The sequence below is a fragment of the Streptomyces sp. NPDC038280 genome (assembly GCF_055600045.1).
Genome location: NZ_JBVJYZ010000003.1, coordinates 294,446 through 309,627, shown reverse-complemented (window position 1 = coordinate 309,627; position 15,182 = coordinate 294,446). Strand labels below are relative to the sequence as shown.

Sequence of the window (15,182 nt, the reverse complement as noted above, 5' to 3'; positions counted from 1 at the left end):
CACGCCTGCCGGGCGTGCGACCGGTCGTCGGTGCCAGTGACGGTGTGCGTCCTCAGGCGCGGGGGGTCGCCGGAGCGGCCTCGGGTGTCCGGAAGACGCGCTCGAGGTGGGTGGCCAGATCCCGGGCGGACGGAGGGCGGAGCCGGGCGCTCAGATAGCCGTCGGGGCGTATCAGGAGCGCGGTGGCACTGTCGACGCCGTACATCCGGGCGAACTCGCCCCCGCTGTCGCGGTACACGGGCAGCGGGCCTCCATACGCCCTCGTGCCGGCCGGTGTTCCGTCGGCGAGGACGGCACAGACCTCCACCGCGTTCCCCGACAGCTCCCGTGCAACGGTGGCGATGTCGTCGAACCCGTCGTCGAATCCGGCGTCGAACTCCTCGCCCGCCGTGCCGCTTCCGTACAGCAGCAGCACATGTCCACGGTCGCGCAACAGGTCGTACAGCCGCAGGGGGTAGGCGGCGATGTCGTCGGTGAGACGACCGCAGTCCGGTGCCCGCTCCCCCGGCTGGGGGCCGGATCCGTCGCCCGCGTGGTCCGGGCGGCCCACGATGGGGCTGTCGGGATAGGCGACCAACAGTTGTGCCTCGCGCAGCATCAGGGTCTCCGGGTCCGCCGGATCGGCCTGGACGCCCTCGGTGGCGTGCCGGACCGTACGGCCCACGACCTCCTCCCCCACCGGCCGCCGCTCGGCGTCGTAACTCGCGAGCAGGCTCGGCTGCGCGGCGCCTTCGACGGTGAGGGCGATCTTCCACGCCAGGTTGAAGGCGTCCTGGATACCGGTGTTCATGCCCTGCGCTCCCGTCGGCGGGTGGATGTGCGCCGCGTCCCCGGCGACGAACACCCGGCCCTCTCCGTACCGGTCGACGAGCCGGTGGCTGATCCGGAAGACCGACGACCAGCGCATGGCGGACGCGGTGGTCGGTCGCGGCGAGAGCCGGTCCAGGACCGCCTGGATGTGCTCGAGCGCGGGGGCGCGTCCCCCCTCCAGGCCGTGCGCCACCCCTTCCGCTCCCCTGCCGGCGCTCTCGGCCTGCCGGGTGGTGGAGAGTTCCGGCGGCACCAGCATGGACATCCGGTAGCGGCCCGAGCCGGGCAGCGGGATGCACACCAGCACGTCGTCGACGGCGCCGTCGGCGTCCCGGTGCGTGGCGCGCACGCCGTAACCGCGCGGAAGGTCCCAGTCGACCTCCACATCGGCCAGCATGTACTCCTCCGGGAAGGCGCCCCCCTCGAAGGTGAGCCCGAGTGCCTTGCGTACCGTGCTGTGCGCGCCGTCGCACCCCACCAGGAACCGCGAGCGGACCTCCTCCTGTTCACCGGAAGCGTGGACGAGCCGGGCGGTCACGCCCTGAACGTCCTGGGTGAAGCCCATGAGCTCGGTGCCGCGCTCGATCCGGGTTCCGAAGCGGGCGAGGAACTCCTCCAGGATGCGCTCGGTCTCGTACTGGGGCAGCGCGGCGAAGCCGTACGGAACGACCCGGGGCAGTACGAGGTCCGTCCTGGGCTGCTCGGCGCCGTTGACATACGTCAACTGGCCGCGCAGCGGCACAGCCGCGTCCAGCGCCGCCCGTACGAGACCCATCCGGTCCCAGACCTCCAGCGTGCGCGGCTGGATGCCCACCGCCTTGGCGAACGGAAGCCTGGCCGGGAGCCGGTCGATGATCCGGCAGGCGATCCCGCGGCGCCGCAACTCCGCGGCCGCCGTCAGCCCGACCGGCCCCGCGCCCGTCACCAGCACATCCGGCGATTCACTGTGCGCCATGGGCGTCTCTCCTGGTGGGAAGCCCCCCGGGACACCCCCGAACGACCTCCATGGTCACTCCCGTGACGGCCGCCGTCCACCGCGGTCCCTCCGCGCCGTCATGCGGGATCACTTGTGCGGGCCTAGCCTGAGACGGGAGTTTTTCCCTCGTCCGGCAGGAGGACTGCCATGAGGTACTCGATCCCCTGGCGCAAGGCGTGCGTCGGTCTGGCAGCGGGAACTCTGCTGGTGGTACCGGTGACCGCGGGAGGCGCCTACGGCGCTCCCTCCCCGGAACCGACCCTCACGTCGTCGCCTTCCTCGGACGACGACTTCACCCAACTCAGCCCCGCCGTCACCGCGCGCCTGGACACCGCGATCCAGAAGGTCCTGCGCGACGCCGGGGTACCGGGCGTGGTCGTCGCGCTCTCGGCGCCGGGCAAGGGAACGTACATCCGGTCGTTCGGCGTCGCCGACAAGGCCACCGGCGCCAAGATGGCCCCCGACATGAACATTCGGATCGGCAGCGAGACCAAGACCTTCACCGTGACCGCGCTGCTCGAACTGGTCGATCAGGGCAAGGTGGGCCTGGACGACCCGATCGGGAAGTACATCGACGGGGTCCCCAACGGGGATCGGATCACGCTGCGGAACCTCGCGGAGATGCGCAGCGGGCTGTTCAGTTACTCGATGGACGACGGCTTCGTCAAGGCGCTGCTCACCGACCCCGATCGGCCGTTCACTCCACAGCAGTTGCTGGACTACGCGTTCAAGCACCCGGTGCTGTCCCAGCCGGGCGAGAAGTTCTTCTACTGCAACACCAACCTGATCCTGCTGGGGCTGGTCGTGGAGAAGATCGGCGGAATGCCGCTCCCCGAGTTCATCGAGCAGAACGTCACGAAGCCCGCCGGGCTGCGGAACACGATCTTCCCCACCGACGCCGCGTTCCCGAACCCGCACCCGCACGGCTACACCAACCAGACGATCAGCGGGAAGGTCGAGGACTCGACGAACTGGAACCCCTCCTGGGGCTGGGCCGCCGGCGCGATGATCTCCAACCTCCAGGACCTGCGCACGTGGGCCCGCGTGCTCGCCACCGGCTCGCTGCTGACCCCCGAAACCCAGGCGCAGCGGCTCAAGACCCTCCCGACGGGCATTCCGGGCGCCAACTACGGCCTGGGCATCTTCGACGTGCAGGGGTGGACCGGCCACAACGGCTCGCTGCCCGGGTACGAGACCCTGACGATGTACCTGCCGGAGTCGAAGGCGACGCTGGTCGTCATGCTCAACACGGACATCCTGCAGGACGAGATCGAGCCGAGTACCCGGTTCGGCCAGGCGATCACCGAGATCGTGACTCCGAAGCACGTGTACAACCTGCCGGTCACCCCCGCCCGGCCGACCGGCCCGCCGGCCTCCTCGTCACCCTCCTCCTGACGCGAGGTCAGGAGTGCGGCACCGAAGAATCGGCGTCCACGATCCGGACCGGCCCATGGCCGGTCCGGATCGTGGCGTCGACACGTCGGGCCCGGCGGGAGGGACTACGCGCGCCCTGCGGCCAGTGCCATCAGACGTTCGAGTACGCGGCCGCCCGAGGCGCTGACGCCGTCGTGCTCCCACTCGTTGGTGACCCATGTGCGGGTGGCGCCGATGGCGCGTGCGGTACGCAGCGAGAGTCCGGCGTCCACATACATGTCGTCGTGGTAGACGATCGCGGCGAGCGGAACCTCGTTGGAGGCGAGGCGGTCCAGGTCGTACAGCGGGGGCCAGTCGGCGCGCCGGGCCAACAGGTCCGCGGCGTCCGCGAAGGGGCGCAGGCCCGCGATCTCCTGGAACATCCAGGGATAGATCATTTCACCGGTGAGGAGGAGCGGGTCCGCGTCGTCGGCGAACTCGGGGAAGTGGGCGAGGGCGCGTGCGGCCGCCCAGTCGGACGGCCCGGCGCCCTGGCCGTAGAGCGTCTCCTGCATCCCGGCGAAGAGCGGATTGTCGATGAACCCGGTGAGCGCCGTCACCTGGTGGAGGAAGGTGTCGGTCGGCTGCCCGTCGGCGCCGATGGCCTCGTCCAGCAGCCAGTGGAGCCGCTCGAACCCGTCGCCCATGCCGAGGGCCAGTCCGAGGGTGCGCAGCCGGCGGGTGGTGAGGCGGTCACCGTTGGGCAGTCGGACGTCACCGGCCGCGAGGATGTCGGCGATCTTGCGGAGACGGGGGGCGTCCTCGGGGTAGCGGGCGTAGAAGTCGAGGACCCGGTCGCGGACCCGGGGGTAGGTGCGGGCGTACACGTCGTCGGCGGTGGCGGTGAGGCCGGGCAGGCCGCCGGTCACATAACAGGAGCGAAGGCCCTCGGGGGCCAGGGAGAGGTAGGTGAGGGTGATGAAGCCGCCATAGCTCTGGCCGAGGGTCTCCCAGGGGGTGTCACCGCACAGCCTGCGGCGGATCAGTTCCGCGTCTCGCACGATGGCGTCGGCACGGAAGTGACCGAGGTGATCGGCCAGTTGGGCTGCCGAGGAGAAACCGGAGACGGACCGTGCGGTCACCGGCGTGGAGCGACCGGTGCCGCGCTGGTCGAGCAGGAGTACCCGGTGGGTCTTGAGCGCCTGGGGCAGCCAGCCGGGGGATCCGGCGGACGGGCGCGGCGACTTGCCGCCCGGGCCGCCCTGGAGATAGAGCAGCCAGGGCAGTTGCTCGCCGCGGCGAGCGGGGTCGGCGACCTCGCGGGCGAAGACCTCGATGGCGGGGCCGTCGGGGGCCCGGTGATCGAGGGGAACGCTGAAGACGTGGTCGACCGTCGCGTACGCCGGGTTCATGGGTCCCTTTCACGTCCGGGCGGCTGCCGCCGGTCACCTCGCGCCCGGCGGGCCGTGCGGCCGTCGGGCTGTCCGGCCGTCGGGCGCGGTGTCGGGCGGGACACCGCAGGCGCGGTGTGACATGGCAAGGTCAGTCTGCTGGGGTTCCCGGATCTCCGGGAGCCCTCGCGTCGGTATAAGGCCGCGTTATGACCGGGCCGCGCGGCCGCCCTCGGCGACACGGGAGCCCTCGTTCTTGGCCCACAGGGAGCGGACATGGCCCAAGTGCTTGGTCATGCACTTCTCCGCGCCTTTTCGATCCCCCGCGAGCATGAGGTCGAGGAGCTCCAGGTGCTCCTCGGCCGACGGAAGCAGTTCGCCACGCTCGTCCAGCGCGGTGAGCCCGTAGAGGCGGGACCGCTTGCGCAGCTCACCGACGGTCTCGACGAGACGGTCGTTCCCACCGAGACCTAGCAGCGTCAGATGGAACTTGCGATCGGCTTCCAGATACCCGATGAGATCGTGCTCACGGGCCGCGCGCACGATGTCCTCGGCGATGGGACGCAGCGCCTCCAGTTCCTCGCGGGAGGCACTGCGGGTGATCCGGCCGACCATGGGGATCTCGATGAGCGCGCGGATCTCGCTGTACTGGTCGAGGTCGCGCTCGTCGACCTCGGTGACGCGGAACCCCTTGTTGCGGACGGGCTCGACCAGACCCTCCCGGACCAGGTCGAGCATCGCCTCGCGGACCGGGGTGGCGGAGATGCCGAAGTCCTCGGCCAGCGTGGGCGCGGAGTACACCATGCCCGGCCGCAGCTCGCCGGAGATCAGGGCCGCCCGCAGGGCATGGAGGACCTGGTCGCGCAGCCGCTCCCGGGAGGCGTTGAGGTCGCGGCGGGTCAGATGCCCCATGACGGTGGTGATCCCTTCGTTCCAGTTTCGATCACCACCGTACAATGTCACGTTGTTTCAGCCGGTGACAGGGTGTAGGTGCGCCCGGAGGTATAGAAGTCCAGAGCCGCCCGGCCCTGTTCGCGCGGTCCGTGGCTGGACATCTTGGCGCCACCGAACGGCAGATGGAAGTCGACGCCGGTGGACGGAGCGTTGATCCGGACCATTCCGGTGTCGAGTCCGTCCAGTCCGCGCAGGGCCGTGTCGAGATCGGCCGTGTGGACCGACGTGACAAGACCGTACGGCACGGAATTGGTGAGCCGGATCGCGTGGGCGAGGTCGTCGGCGGGCAGCAGGGCGGCGACGGGTCCGAAGACCTCCTCCCGCAGCAGCCGGTGTTCCGGGGCGACCTTCTCGACCAGGGTCGGGGCCGCGTACCAGCCGGGACCTCCGGGCACGGTGCCGCCCGCCAGTGTGGGCAGCCCCTGCCAGGCGTCGCCCACCCGGTCGCGGGCCCGCTCGTCGATGAGCGGTCCGCACACGGTGGCCGCGTCGGCCGGGTCGCCGACCGGCACGGCACGAAGCGCCTCGGAGAGCGCCTCGCGCAGGGGCCCGAAGGCGGACCCGACCGCGATCACGCGACTGGTGGCGGTGCACTTCTGGCCGGCGTATCCGGCGATGGCGGCGGCGATGTGCGCCGCCGCCTGCTCGATGCCGGCGTCCGGCAGAACGATCGCCGCGTTCAGGCCGCCCATCTCGGCCTGGACCGGGATGCCCCGGGTCGTGGCGGTGCGGACGACGGCCTGGCCGACGACGGTGGAACCGGTGAAGGAGACGACATCGGCGGCGGAGACCACGGCGTTGCCCTCGGTCGCACCACCGGGCAGGACGGTGAACACCCCGGCGGGCAGGGTCTGCCGCACGATCTCGGCGAGGCGCTGGGCGCAGGCGGTCGCCTCGGGGGCCGGCTTGAGGACGACCGTGTTGCCGACGGCGAGGGCGGGGGCGGCCTTCCAACTCGGAATGGCGAAGGGGAAGTTCCACGGTGTGATCAGCCCCGCCACGCCATGCGGGCGGCGGCGGGTCAGAAGCAGTCCCGGCCCCGAGGCGGTCTCATGGACCGCGCCCGTGGGCTCGTAGGGGGCCTGGGCGTAGTAGCGCCAGATCGCGGCGGTGCGCGCGACTTCGGCGTTGGCCTCGGCCAGAGGCTTGCCGACCTCGCGTACGGCGAGTGCGGCCAGTTCGGCCGCGGCCGCGTCGATGGCGGTGGCGACCGCGTCGAGCGCGGCGGAGCGGGCGGCCGCCCCGCGGAGCAGCCAGTCCGGCTGTCCGGCCCGGGCCCGCTCCACGGCGTCGGCCGCCGCGAAGGCCCCGGGTGCGGGGACGCGCAGGAGGACGTCGTCCGGGGCGGCCGGATTTCGGGAGATGACGGACGCGACGGCGGTGGTCATGGGAGGAAGCCTCCGGGAAGGGGTCGGCCGGTTCGGGAAGTACGGTTCGGGGAGGTGCGGGGGTCCTGGCACGGCCGGCGGGGGCCCGGGGCGGCCGACGGGGCGCGGGCGCGGCGGGAGCCGGCCGGGCGGTGAACTCGACGGCCGGGCACAGCGGGACGCAGTGAACGGGCCGGCCGGGTGGTCGGGACGTGGTCAGTGGTGTCCGTCTGCGACGGCCTTCTCGGTGGCCGTCCGCACCCCGGCCTCGATCTCCCCACCGAGCGGCAGACGCGGCGGCCGGGTGGGTCCGCCGCGGTGGCCCACGATGTCCATGGACAGCTTGATGGACTGGACGAACTCGGTCTTCGAGTCCCAGCGCAGCAGCGAGTGAAGGGACCGGTAGAGCGGCAGGGCTGTGGCCAGATCGCCCGCGACCGCCGCGTGGTACAGCTCCGCGCAGGTCGCCGGGAAGGCGTTGGGGTATCCGGCGATCCAGCCGACGGCACCGGCGAGGGCCAGCTCGAGCAGAACGTCGTCCGCGCCGATCAGGAGGTCGAGGTCCGGCGCGAGTTCGGCGATCTCGTAGGCGCGGCGTACGTCGCCGGTGAACTCCTTGACGGCGACGATGCTTCCGCTGCGGTGCAGAGCGGCGAGCAGAGAGGGGGTGAGGTCGACCTTGGTGTCGATGGGGTTGTTGTACGCCACGACCGGAATCCCGGCCCCGGCCACCTCGGCGTAGTGGGCGCGCACGGCCGGCTCGTCGGCCCGGTAGGCGTTGGGCGGCAGGAGCAGCACCGAGCCGCAGCCCGCCTCGGCGGCCTGCTCCGCCCAGCGGCGGGACTCCGCGCTGCCGTAGGCGGCGACCCCGGGCATGACCCGGGCCCCGTCGCCCGCCGCCTCGACGGCGGTACGCACCACACGGGCCCGCTCCTCGTCGGTGAGGGTCTGGTACTCGCCGAGTGAGCCGTTGGGCACGACACCGTCGCAGCCGTTGTCGATCAGCCGGCGGACGTGCTCGGCGTAGGCGTCGTAGTCGACGGACAGATCGTCACGCAGGGGCAGGGTGGTCGCGACCATGACCCCGCGCCAGGGGCGGGCACTGTTCCAGGTGGTGGCGGTCATCTCGACGGAGCCTCTCTGTGATGTGACATCTCGCTGGGCGTAGGGCTCGTGGGCAGCAACCCCGTGAGCACCACAGTAATATTTCACATTGCACACCAGCTGCCAAGAGGGGTCGGCGCCCTCCCCCTCGAGGCGCCCCTCGGACACAGCTGGATAACGGACCTGGTGACTTCTTGTCAGTGCAATTTCACATTACTATGTTACGGGTCACATTCCAGTCAGCTCACCGGCTGCCCGACGCTCTCGGAGTGACCCCTGATGAACAAGCGCACCACCCTCGCCCTCGCCGCCACCCTCGCGGCCGCCCTGACCCTTGGCGTGACCGGCTGTTCCGGCGGGAAGCAGGCGAGCAACGACCGGGGAGGGAAGAACCCGGTGGCGGCCACCAACGGAACGGTGGTCGGCGGCACGCCGCAGCGGGGCGGCACCCTCACCGTCCTGTCCAACCAGGACTTCACCCACCTCGACCCCGCCCGCAACTGGGTGATGGGCGACATGGACTTCGGGACGCGACTGCTCTACCGCACCCTTGTGACCTACCGGGCGGAACCCGGCACCAAGGGCGGGGAGCTGGTCCCCGACCTCGCCGAGAACCTCGGCACCTCCTCCAACGGAGCCCGGACCTGGACCTTCACGCTCAAGAAGGGGCTGAAGTTCGAGGACGGCTCGCCCATCACCGCCCAGGACGTCAAGTACAACGTCGAGCGGTCCTTCTCGCCCGACCTGCCGGGCGGCCCCGACTACGCGGCCCGCTATCTGGCCGGCGCCGAGGGCTACCAGGGCCCGGCCCATGGCAAGCACCTCGACTCCGTCAGGACACCCGACGCCCGCACGATCGTCTTCGAACTCCGCAAGCCCTTCGCGGAGTTCCCCTACGCGACCGTCCTGCCCACCTTCGCCCCGGTTCCCAAGGCCCGGGACAAAGGGCCCCAGTACGACAACCGGCCGTTCTCCTCGGGGCCGTACAAGATCGAGTCCTACGCCCGGGACAAGCAGCTGGTGCTGGTCCGCAACAGCCACTGGGACGCGCGGACCGACAGTGTCCGCAAGGCGTACCCCGACAAGGTGGTCGTGACGATGGGCCTCAAGGCCAACCAGATCGACGACCGGCTCATCGCCGGGTCCGGCCGGGACGCGTCGTCGGTGTCCTGGGGCAAGCTGCGCCCGGAGAGCACTCCCAAGGTGCTCACCAGGACCGACGTGAAGTCCCGACTGCTCGCCGAGTCCTCCAACTGCACGGAGATGGTGCAGATGCACACGGGCCGTGCTCCGTTCGACAACGTCAAGGTCCGCCAGGCCGTGCAGTACGCGCTCGACCGGGAGGCGATCCTGACCGCCTCCGGCGGTCCCGCCCTCAACGACGTGGCCACGGCCCTCATGCCCGGTCCGCTCTTCGGCGGCAAGCAGCCCGACACGCTGAGGATCCCGGCCACGGGTGATGTGGAGAAGGCGAAGCAGCTGCTCAAGGAGGCCGGGAAGGCGGCCGGCTTCTCCACCAGCATCACCGTTTCCAACGGTGACAAGGGAGTCGGCGAGGCCGTCCAGCAGTCCCTCGGCCGGGCCGGGATCAAGGTCACCATCGAGACCGTCGACCCGTCGGCCTTCTACGACACCATCGGCGACACCAAGAACCGTACGGATCTCGTCTACACCGGCTGGTGCCCGGACTATCCCTCCGGTTCCACCTTCCTGCCGTTCGTCTTCGACGGCCGTTACATCAAGGAGAAGGGCAACTCGGGCAACCACTCGCTCTTCCGCGACGAGGCGACCATGAAGCGGATGGACGAGATCGCGGCGATGACCGACGCAGGCCGGGCGAACACGGCATGGCGGGAGCTGGACGGCCAGATCCTCGCCAAGGCCCCGACGGCCCCCGCCGTCGTCGAGCGCATGCCGTTGCTGCTCGGTGGCAACATCGCGGGCGCCTTCGGGCACACGTCCTTCGGCGGACAGATCGACTACGCGACCATCGGCCTCAAGGACCCTGCGAAGAGCGGAAGCTGAGGGAACGTCACCTCATGTCCACCACCACACCCGGTCCCTCCGGCAGCGGCCCGTGGCAGCTCGCCCGCGCGGAACTTCGCCGTCGTCCGTCCGTGAGGATCTCCCTCGTCGTCGTCGCGCTCTTCGCGGTCATGGCGGCGGCCGCTCCGCTGCTCGGCGCCCTGGGCGGCTGGGGACCCGACGAGTTCGACAAGTCCGCCGTCGACCCCTACCTGGGCGGACTGCCCATCGGCCCGCTCGGCGGCGTCGGCGCGGACCACTGGCTCGGCGTCGAACCCGTCACGGGCCGGGACCTGTTCGCCCGGGTCGTGCACGGCGCCCAGGTGTCCCTGCTCATCGCCTTCGCCGCGACGGCGATCGTCGTCGCCGCCGGGACGGCGGCGGGCGTCGCGGCCGGTTACTTCGGCGGCCGAACCGACACGGTGCTCTCCCGCCTGATGGACCTCACCATGTCCTTCCCCTCGCTCATCTTCATGATCGCGATGATGTCGGTGGCCCGGGACGTCAACCGGATCGTGTTGATGACGGCCGTCATCGGGCTGTTCGGCTGGCCCGGCATCGCCCGCGTCGTGCGCGGCCAGACCCTCTCGCTCAAACACCGCGAGTACGTCGAGGCCGCGCGGGTGGGCGGCGCCGGGCCCTGGCGCATCCTCACCCGCGACATCCTCCCGGGCGTCGCCGGCCCCGTCATCGCGTACACCACCCTGATCATCCCCGGGATGATCGCCACCGAGGCGGCACTCAGCTATCTGGGCGTCGGCGTCCGCCCGCCCACCCCGTCCTGGGGCCAGATGATCGCCGAGAGCGTCGCCTTCTACGACACGGACCCCATGTACTTCCTCATCCCGAGCCTCTGTCTCTTTCTCACGGTGCTCGCCTTCACCCTTCTCGGCGACGCCCTCCGCGACGTCCTCGACCCGAGAGGCAGCCGCACATGATGCTCCACCTCGGCCGCCGGCTGCTCGGCGTCGCCGGCGTCCTCCTCGCCATCGCCGCCGTCACCTTCACCATCTTCTACGTCCTTCCCTCCGACCCGGCCGCCGCGGCCTGCGGCAAGTCGTGCAGCGCCGAACGGCTGGAGGCGATCCGCGCGCACATGGGCCTGGACCAGCCGGTGTGGCGGCAGTTCGCGGACTTCGTCACCGGCGTCTTCACCGGCCGCACCATGGGCAGCGGCCCGTACGCGCTGCACTGCGACTTCCCGTGCCTTGGGTACTCCTACGAGAACAGCAACGCCGTCTGGGACCTGCTGCTGGACCGATTGCCCGTCTCCGCCTCCCTGGCGCTGGGCGCCGCGGTGATCTGGCTGGCGCTCGGGCTCTCCACGGGAGTCGCGGCCGCGCTGCGCAAGGACACCCTCACCGACCGGGCCCTGATGGTCGGCGCGGTCGCCGGCGCGTCCCTGCCCGTCTACTTCACCTCGGTGATGCTGATCTACGGTCTGATCCGGGTGACCGGTCTGCTGCCGTATCCGCAGTACGTGGCGTTCGGGACGAACCCCGTCGAGTGGGCCTCGAACCTGTTGCTGCCCTGGCTCGCCCTGGCCGTTCTGTACGCCGCCATGTACGCCCGGCAGAGCCGGAGTTCGATGATCGAGACCATGGCGGAGCCGTACATCCGCACCGCCCGCGCGAAGGGCCTGCCCCGTCGCACGGTCGTCGTCAAACACGGGCTGCGCGCGGGCATGACACCGATCCTCACGATCTTCGGGATGGACCTGGGCGGACTGCTCGCGGGCGCGGTGATCACCGAGTCCATCTTCGGGCTCCCGGGCGTCGGACGGCTCTTCTACGGTGCCCTCGCCACCGGCGACCAGCCGGTCATCCTCGGTGTCACCCTGCTCGCCGCCGCCTTCATCGTCGTCGCCAACCTGGTGGTCGACCTTCTGTACGCCGTCGTCGACCCGAGGGTGAGGTACTGATGGCCGGCCCCCAGCCCCTGCTGTCCGTACGGGATCTGACCGTGACCTTCCCGACCCGGCACGGTCCCGTGCGGGCCGTGGACTCCCTTGCCTTCGAGGTGCGGCAGGGGCGGACCCTCGGCATCGTGGGCGAGTCGGGCTCCGGCAAGTCCGTCACCTCCATGGCCGTGATGGGTCTGCACACGAGCGCCGAGGTCACCGGATCAATCGCCCTCGACGGACGGGAACTGGTCGCGATGCCCGAGCGCGAGCTGAACGGGCTGCGCGGCCGGAAGATGGCGATGATCTTCCAGGACCCGCTCTCCAGCCTCCACCCCTACTACACCGTCGGTGAGCAGATAGCCGAGCACCACCGGGTCCACATCGGCAGCGGCCGAAGGGCCGCCCGGGAACGGGCCGTCGAGGCGCTCGGCGAGGTCGGCATCCCCGAGCCCCGCCGCCGGGCGGGCGAGTACCCGCACCAGTTCTCCGGCGGCATGCGCCAGCGCGTCATGATCGCCATGGCGCTGGCCTGTGAACCCGACCTGCTCATCGCGGACGAGCCGACCACGGCCCTGGACGTCACCGTCCAGGCCCAGATCCTGGAGCTGATCGCCCGTCTCCAGCAGGAGCGCGGCCTCGCCGTCATCATGATCACGCATGATCTGGGAGTGGTCGCCCGCGTCGCCCACGACGTCCTGGTGATGTACGGCGGCCGAGCCGCCGAACAGGCGCCGGTGGACGCCTTGTTCGCGTCCCCGGCGCACCCCTACACCCGGGCCCTGCTCGACTCCCTGCCCCGGCTCGACGACTGTGACGACGAACCGCTGCGGGTGATTCCCGGCAGCCCTCCGTCCCTGCTCACGCCCGCTCCCGGCTGCGCGTTCGCACCACGCTGCCCCATGCTGTCCACCGGTCCGGCGGCCCAGGAGCGGTCCCGCTGCCGGACGGAGCGTCCCCTGCTCAGCGGGCCTGCCGGGCACCCGGCCGCCTGCCACTTCCCCGCGCGCGAAGGCCTCGCCTCATGACGACCACCGCACCTTTGCTGTCCGTACGCGACCTGACCATGACCTTTCCCGGGCGACGCCGCGCCGCGCCACCCGTGCGGGCCGTCGACGGCATCAGCTTCGACGTGGCGGCGGGCGAGACCCTGGGTCTCGTCGGAGAGTCCGGTTGCGGCAAGTCCACCACCGGCCGCACGATCGTCCGCCTGCTGGAACCCACCGGCGGTTCCGTCACCTTCGACGGGCGTGACATCAGCCATCTGTCGCAGCGGGAGCTGAAGCCGCTGCGCAAGGACCTGCACATGGTCTTCCAGGATCCGCACTCCTCCCTCAACCCCCGCCAGACGGTGGCGCGGATCATCTCCGACCCGCTGATGGTGCGCGGGAGTTCCGCGGCCGAGGCGCGCGAGCGGGCGGCCGAACTCATGGATCTGGTCGGGCTGATCCCGGAGCACATCGACCGCTACCCGCACGAGTTCTCCGGCGGACAGGCCCAGCGCATCGGCATCGCCCGCTCGCTGGCCACCGGCCCGCGTCTCGTCGTCGCCGACGAACCGGTCTCCGCGCTCGACGTCTCCGTACAGGCCCAGATCGTCAATCTGATGGAGCGTCTCCAGAGGGAACTCGGCCTCGCCTACCTCTTCATCGCCCACGACCTGTCGGTGGTCAAGCGGGTGTGCGACCGCGTCGCCGTGATGTACCTGGGCCGGATCGTCGAGATGGGCCCCAAGGAACGGGTCTACGCGGCGCCCGCCCACCCCTACACACGGGCGCTCCTGTCGGCCGTCCCGCTGCCCGACCCGGCCGCGGAACGAGCCCGGGAGCGGATCACCCTGCTCGGCGAGCCGCCGAGCCCGGCGGCTCCGCCGTCCGGCTGCACCTTCCACCCGCGCTGCCCCAAGGCACAGCTGGTCTGCCGCACCGAGGCGCCACTGCTGCGGATCGCCGCCCCGGGCGAGACGCGGCAGGTGGCCTGCCACTTTCCCGAGGGCGACTGAACGGGGTCGCGCCCCGGATCCGCGGCGGGATCCGGGGCGCAACCGTCGGCCGGGGTCATGACTTGGTGATCCGCACGGTCTCTCCGTATCCGTCGGCCCGGAGCACGTCGATCCGCACACCGGCCGCCGGGTCGGTGAACGACTCACCGGCCCAGTACGGAGCGTCGTCCAGCGGGCGGCATCCGCCGGCCGGTGCGGCGGAGGGCTTGGCGTCCATCACCCGCACGGGTCCCTGGCCGGTCGCCACGGACGTGTCGATCCGGTAGATCAGCGCTCCGGTCGAGCAGAGACCCGTGTCCCCCTGGACCGCCCGTCTCGATTCGACCACGTAGGCGGTCGTGGGTCCGGTGCGTACCACCGCCATCTTGGTGCCGCTGCCGTACTCGACGGCGGTCAGGTACACGGTGTCGCTGCCCTTCGAGGCCCGGCAGACGACCTGGCTGTCGCTCGTCCAGCCGAGCTTCCAGGACTGCCAGGCGAAGTACTGCGGTCCGGCGCCGCCGATCAGGCCCATCACGTCCCAGCCGCCGACGAAGCGGTGGGTGTCGGTTCCCGTGTCGAACGCGTAGAGGTCGGGCAGACCGAAGGTGTGCCCGGTCTCATGGGCCACCAGCTTGGGCCCCCAGTGCCACATGTCCTGGCCGAAGGTCACGGCCCACTTGACCCGGCTGCCGTCGGCGACGACGCCCGCCGTTCCGGGCTCGTACACATAGGTGGGTGTGAAGGAGATCGCCGGCGCGTTCCTTGTCGCGACGACGTACACCATGTCGTACCGCGAGAAGTCCACGTACGGATCGGCCGCCGCGACGGCGTCCTCGAGGTACGCCTCGTGCGTCTCGTGCGTCAGGCCCCGGGCGAAGCCGTAGTCCGTGGACCGGTGGGGCATGCGCACCCACTGCTGGTGCTGGCTGATGGCGAGCCAGGTCTTGCCGTACGAGGCGTGCCAGAGCCAGTCCGCGCCGGGCGTGATCTGCGCGGCGTCGGCGGCCGGGGTCTCCGTGGCGGGCGCGTCGGGGAAGTCCACGAAGATCATGCCGACCTTGACGGTTCCGAGGGGCCGTTTGAACACGGAGTAGTCCGTGTCGTGTCCCTCGTCCGTCCAGCCGGTGGTGCCGCGCAGGGCGCAGGCGGAGGGGGCGTCCGCCGCCCGGGCGGCCGGCGCGCCGAGCAGGAGCAGGAGCAGGGCGGTGAGCAGGGGTGGCACCAGGAGCGTGCGACGGATGGGCCGCGAAGGGGGATGCGGTAGCACGGACGTATGTCCTCTCTCTGTGTGGCGTGTGACATTTCACATAAGATCGGG

At 70.9% G+C, this 15,182-nt stretch carries 12 protein-coding genes; 6 read left to right on the top strand and 6 right to left on the bottom strand.

All coding sequences use genetic code 11. The annotated features are described in order from the left end of the window. Nucleotides 1-52: 52 nt before the first annotated feature. Nucleotides 53-1,765 carry an FAD-dependent monooxygenase gene (locus tag ACZ7J0_RS09740; protein WP_470885667.1) on the bottom strand — a complete coding sequence of 571 codons (1,713 nt, stop codon included), beginning with the start codon at nucleotides 1,763-1,765 and terminating at the stop codon, nucleotides 53-55. Nucleotides 1,766-1,933: 168 nt separating this feature from the next. On the opposite strand from ACZ7J0_RS09740, the gene ACZ7J0_RS09735 reads away from it, so the two are divergent. Continuing rightward, on the top strand, nucleotides 1,934-3,181 hold the full coding sequence (locus ACZ7J0_RS09735; RefSeq protein ID WP_470885665.1) for a serine hydrolase domain-containing protein: 1,248 nt from the start codon (nucleotides 1,934-1,936) through the stop codon (nucleotides 3,179-3,181). 104 nt (nucleotides 3,182-3,285) lie between these two features. Here ACZ7J0_RS09735 and ACZ7J0_RS09730 read toward each other — a convergent pair whose 3' ends face one another. The 4 genes from ACZ7J0_RS09730 to ACZ7J0_RS09715 all read right to left on the bottom strand — a co-directional run bounded on the left by ACZ7J0_RS09730 (nucleotide 3,286) and on the right by ACZ7J0_RS09715 (nucleotide 7,976). Further along, the gene (locus ACZ7J0_RS09730) at nucleotides 3,286-4,551 is read right to left on the bottom strand and encodes an alpha/beta fold hydrolase (protein WP_470885664.1); all 1,266 of its coding nucleotides are present in this window, start codon (nucleotides 4,549-4,551) and stop codon (nucleotides 3,286-3,288) included. Nucleotides 4,552-4,737: 186 nt separating this feature from the next. Next, entirely contained in the window at nucleotides 4,738-5,442 is a 705-nt protein-coding gene (locus ACZ7J0_RS09725; protein WP_470885663.1) for a GntR family transcriptional regulator, read from the bottom strand. 47 nt (nucleotides 5,443-5,489) lie between these two features. Further along, entirely contained in the window at nucleotides 5,490-6,872 is a 1,383-nt protein-coding gene (locus ACZ7J0_RS09720; protein ID WP_470885661.1) for an aldehyde dehydrogenase family protein, read from the bottom strand. A gap of 195 nt (nucleotides 6,873-7,067) precedes the next feature. Beyond that, nucleotides 7,068-7,976, bottom strand: a complete 909-nt coding sequence (locus tag ACZ7J0_RS09715) for a dihydrodipicolinate synthase family protein (RefSeq protein ID WP_470885659.1) — start codon at nucleotides 7,974-7,976, stop codon at nucleotides 7,068-7,070. A gap of 258 nt (nucleotides 7,977-8,234) precedes the next feature. On the opposite strand from ACZ7J0_RS09715, the gene ACZ7J0_RS09710 reads away from it, so the two are divergent. Genes ACZ7J0_RS09710 through ACZ7J0_RS09690 form a run of 5 tightly spaced genes read left to right on the top strand, consistent with a single transcriptional unit; the run spans nucleotide 8,235 to nucleotide 13,882 of the window. After that, nucleotides 8,235-9,980: an ABC transporter substrate-binding protein gene (locus ACZ7J0_RS09710; RefSeq protein WP_470885656.1), complete on the top strand. Its 1,746-nt coding sequence runs from the start codon at nucleotides 8,235-8,237 to the stop codon at nucleotides 9,978-9,980. 14 nt (nucleotides 9,981-9,994) lie between these two features. Next, the gene (locus ACZ7J0_RS09705) at nucleotides 9,995-10,918 is read left to right on the top strand and encodes an ABC transporter permease (protein WP_470885654.1); all 924 of its coding nucleotides are present in this window, start codon (nucleotides 9,995-9,997) and stop codon (nucleotides 10,916-10,918) included. Next, nucleotides 10,915-11,901: an ABC transporter permease gene (locus tag ACZ7J0_RS09700; protein WP_470885652.1), complete on the top strand. Its 987-nt coding sequence runs from the start codon at nucleotides 10,915-10,917 to the stop codon at nucleotides 11,899-11,901. The genes ACZ7J0_RS09705 and ACZ7J0_RS09700 overlap by 4 nt, the downstream gene beginning before the upstream one ends. Beyond that, the gene (locus ACZ7J0_RS09695; RefSeq protein ID WP_470885650.1) at nucleotides 11,901-12,908 is read left to right on the top strand and encodes an ABC transporter ATP-binding protein; all 1,008 of its coding nucleotides are present in this window, start codon (nucleotides 11,901-11,903) and stop codon (nucleotides 12,906-12,908) included. The genes ACZ7J0_RS09700 and ACZ7J0_RS09695 overlap by 1 nt, the downstream gene beginning before the upstream one ends. Further along, a complete protein-coding gene (locus tag ACZ7J0_RS09690; RefSeq protein WP_470885648.1) occupies nucleotides 12,905-13,882 on the top strand; it encodes an ABC transporter ATP-binding protein in 978 nt (325 codons plus the stop codon). The genes ACZ7J0_RS09695 and ACZ7J0_RS09690 overlap by 4 nt, the downstream gene beginning before the upstream one ends. A 55-nt stretch (nucleotides 13,883-13,937) precedes the next feature. On the opposite strand, the gene ACZ7J0_RS09685 is transcribed toward ACZ7J0_RS09690, so the two are convergent. Beyond that, on the bottom strand, nucleotides 13,938-15,086 hold the full coding sequence (locus tag ACZ7J0_RS09685; RefSeq protein WP_470885646.1) for a M6 family metalloprotease domain-containing protein: 1,149 nt from the start codon (nucleotides 15,084-15,086) through the stop codon (nucleotides 13,938-13,940). Nucleotides 15,087-15,182 lie beyond the last annotated feature (96 nt).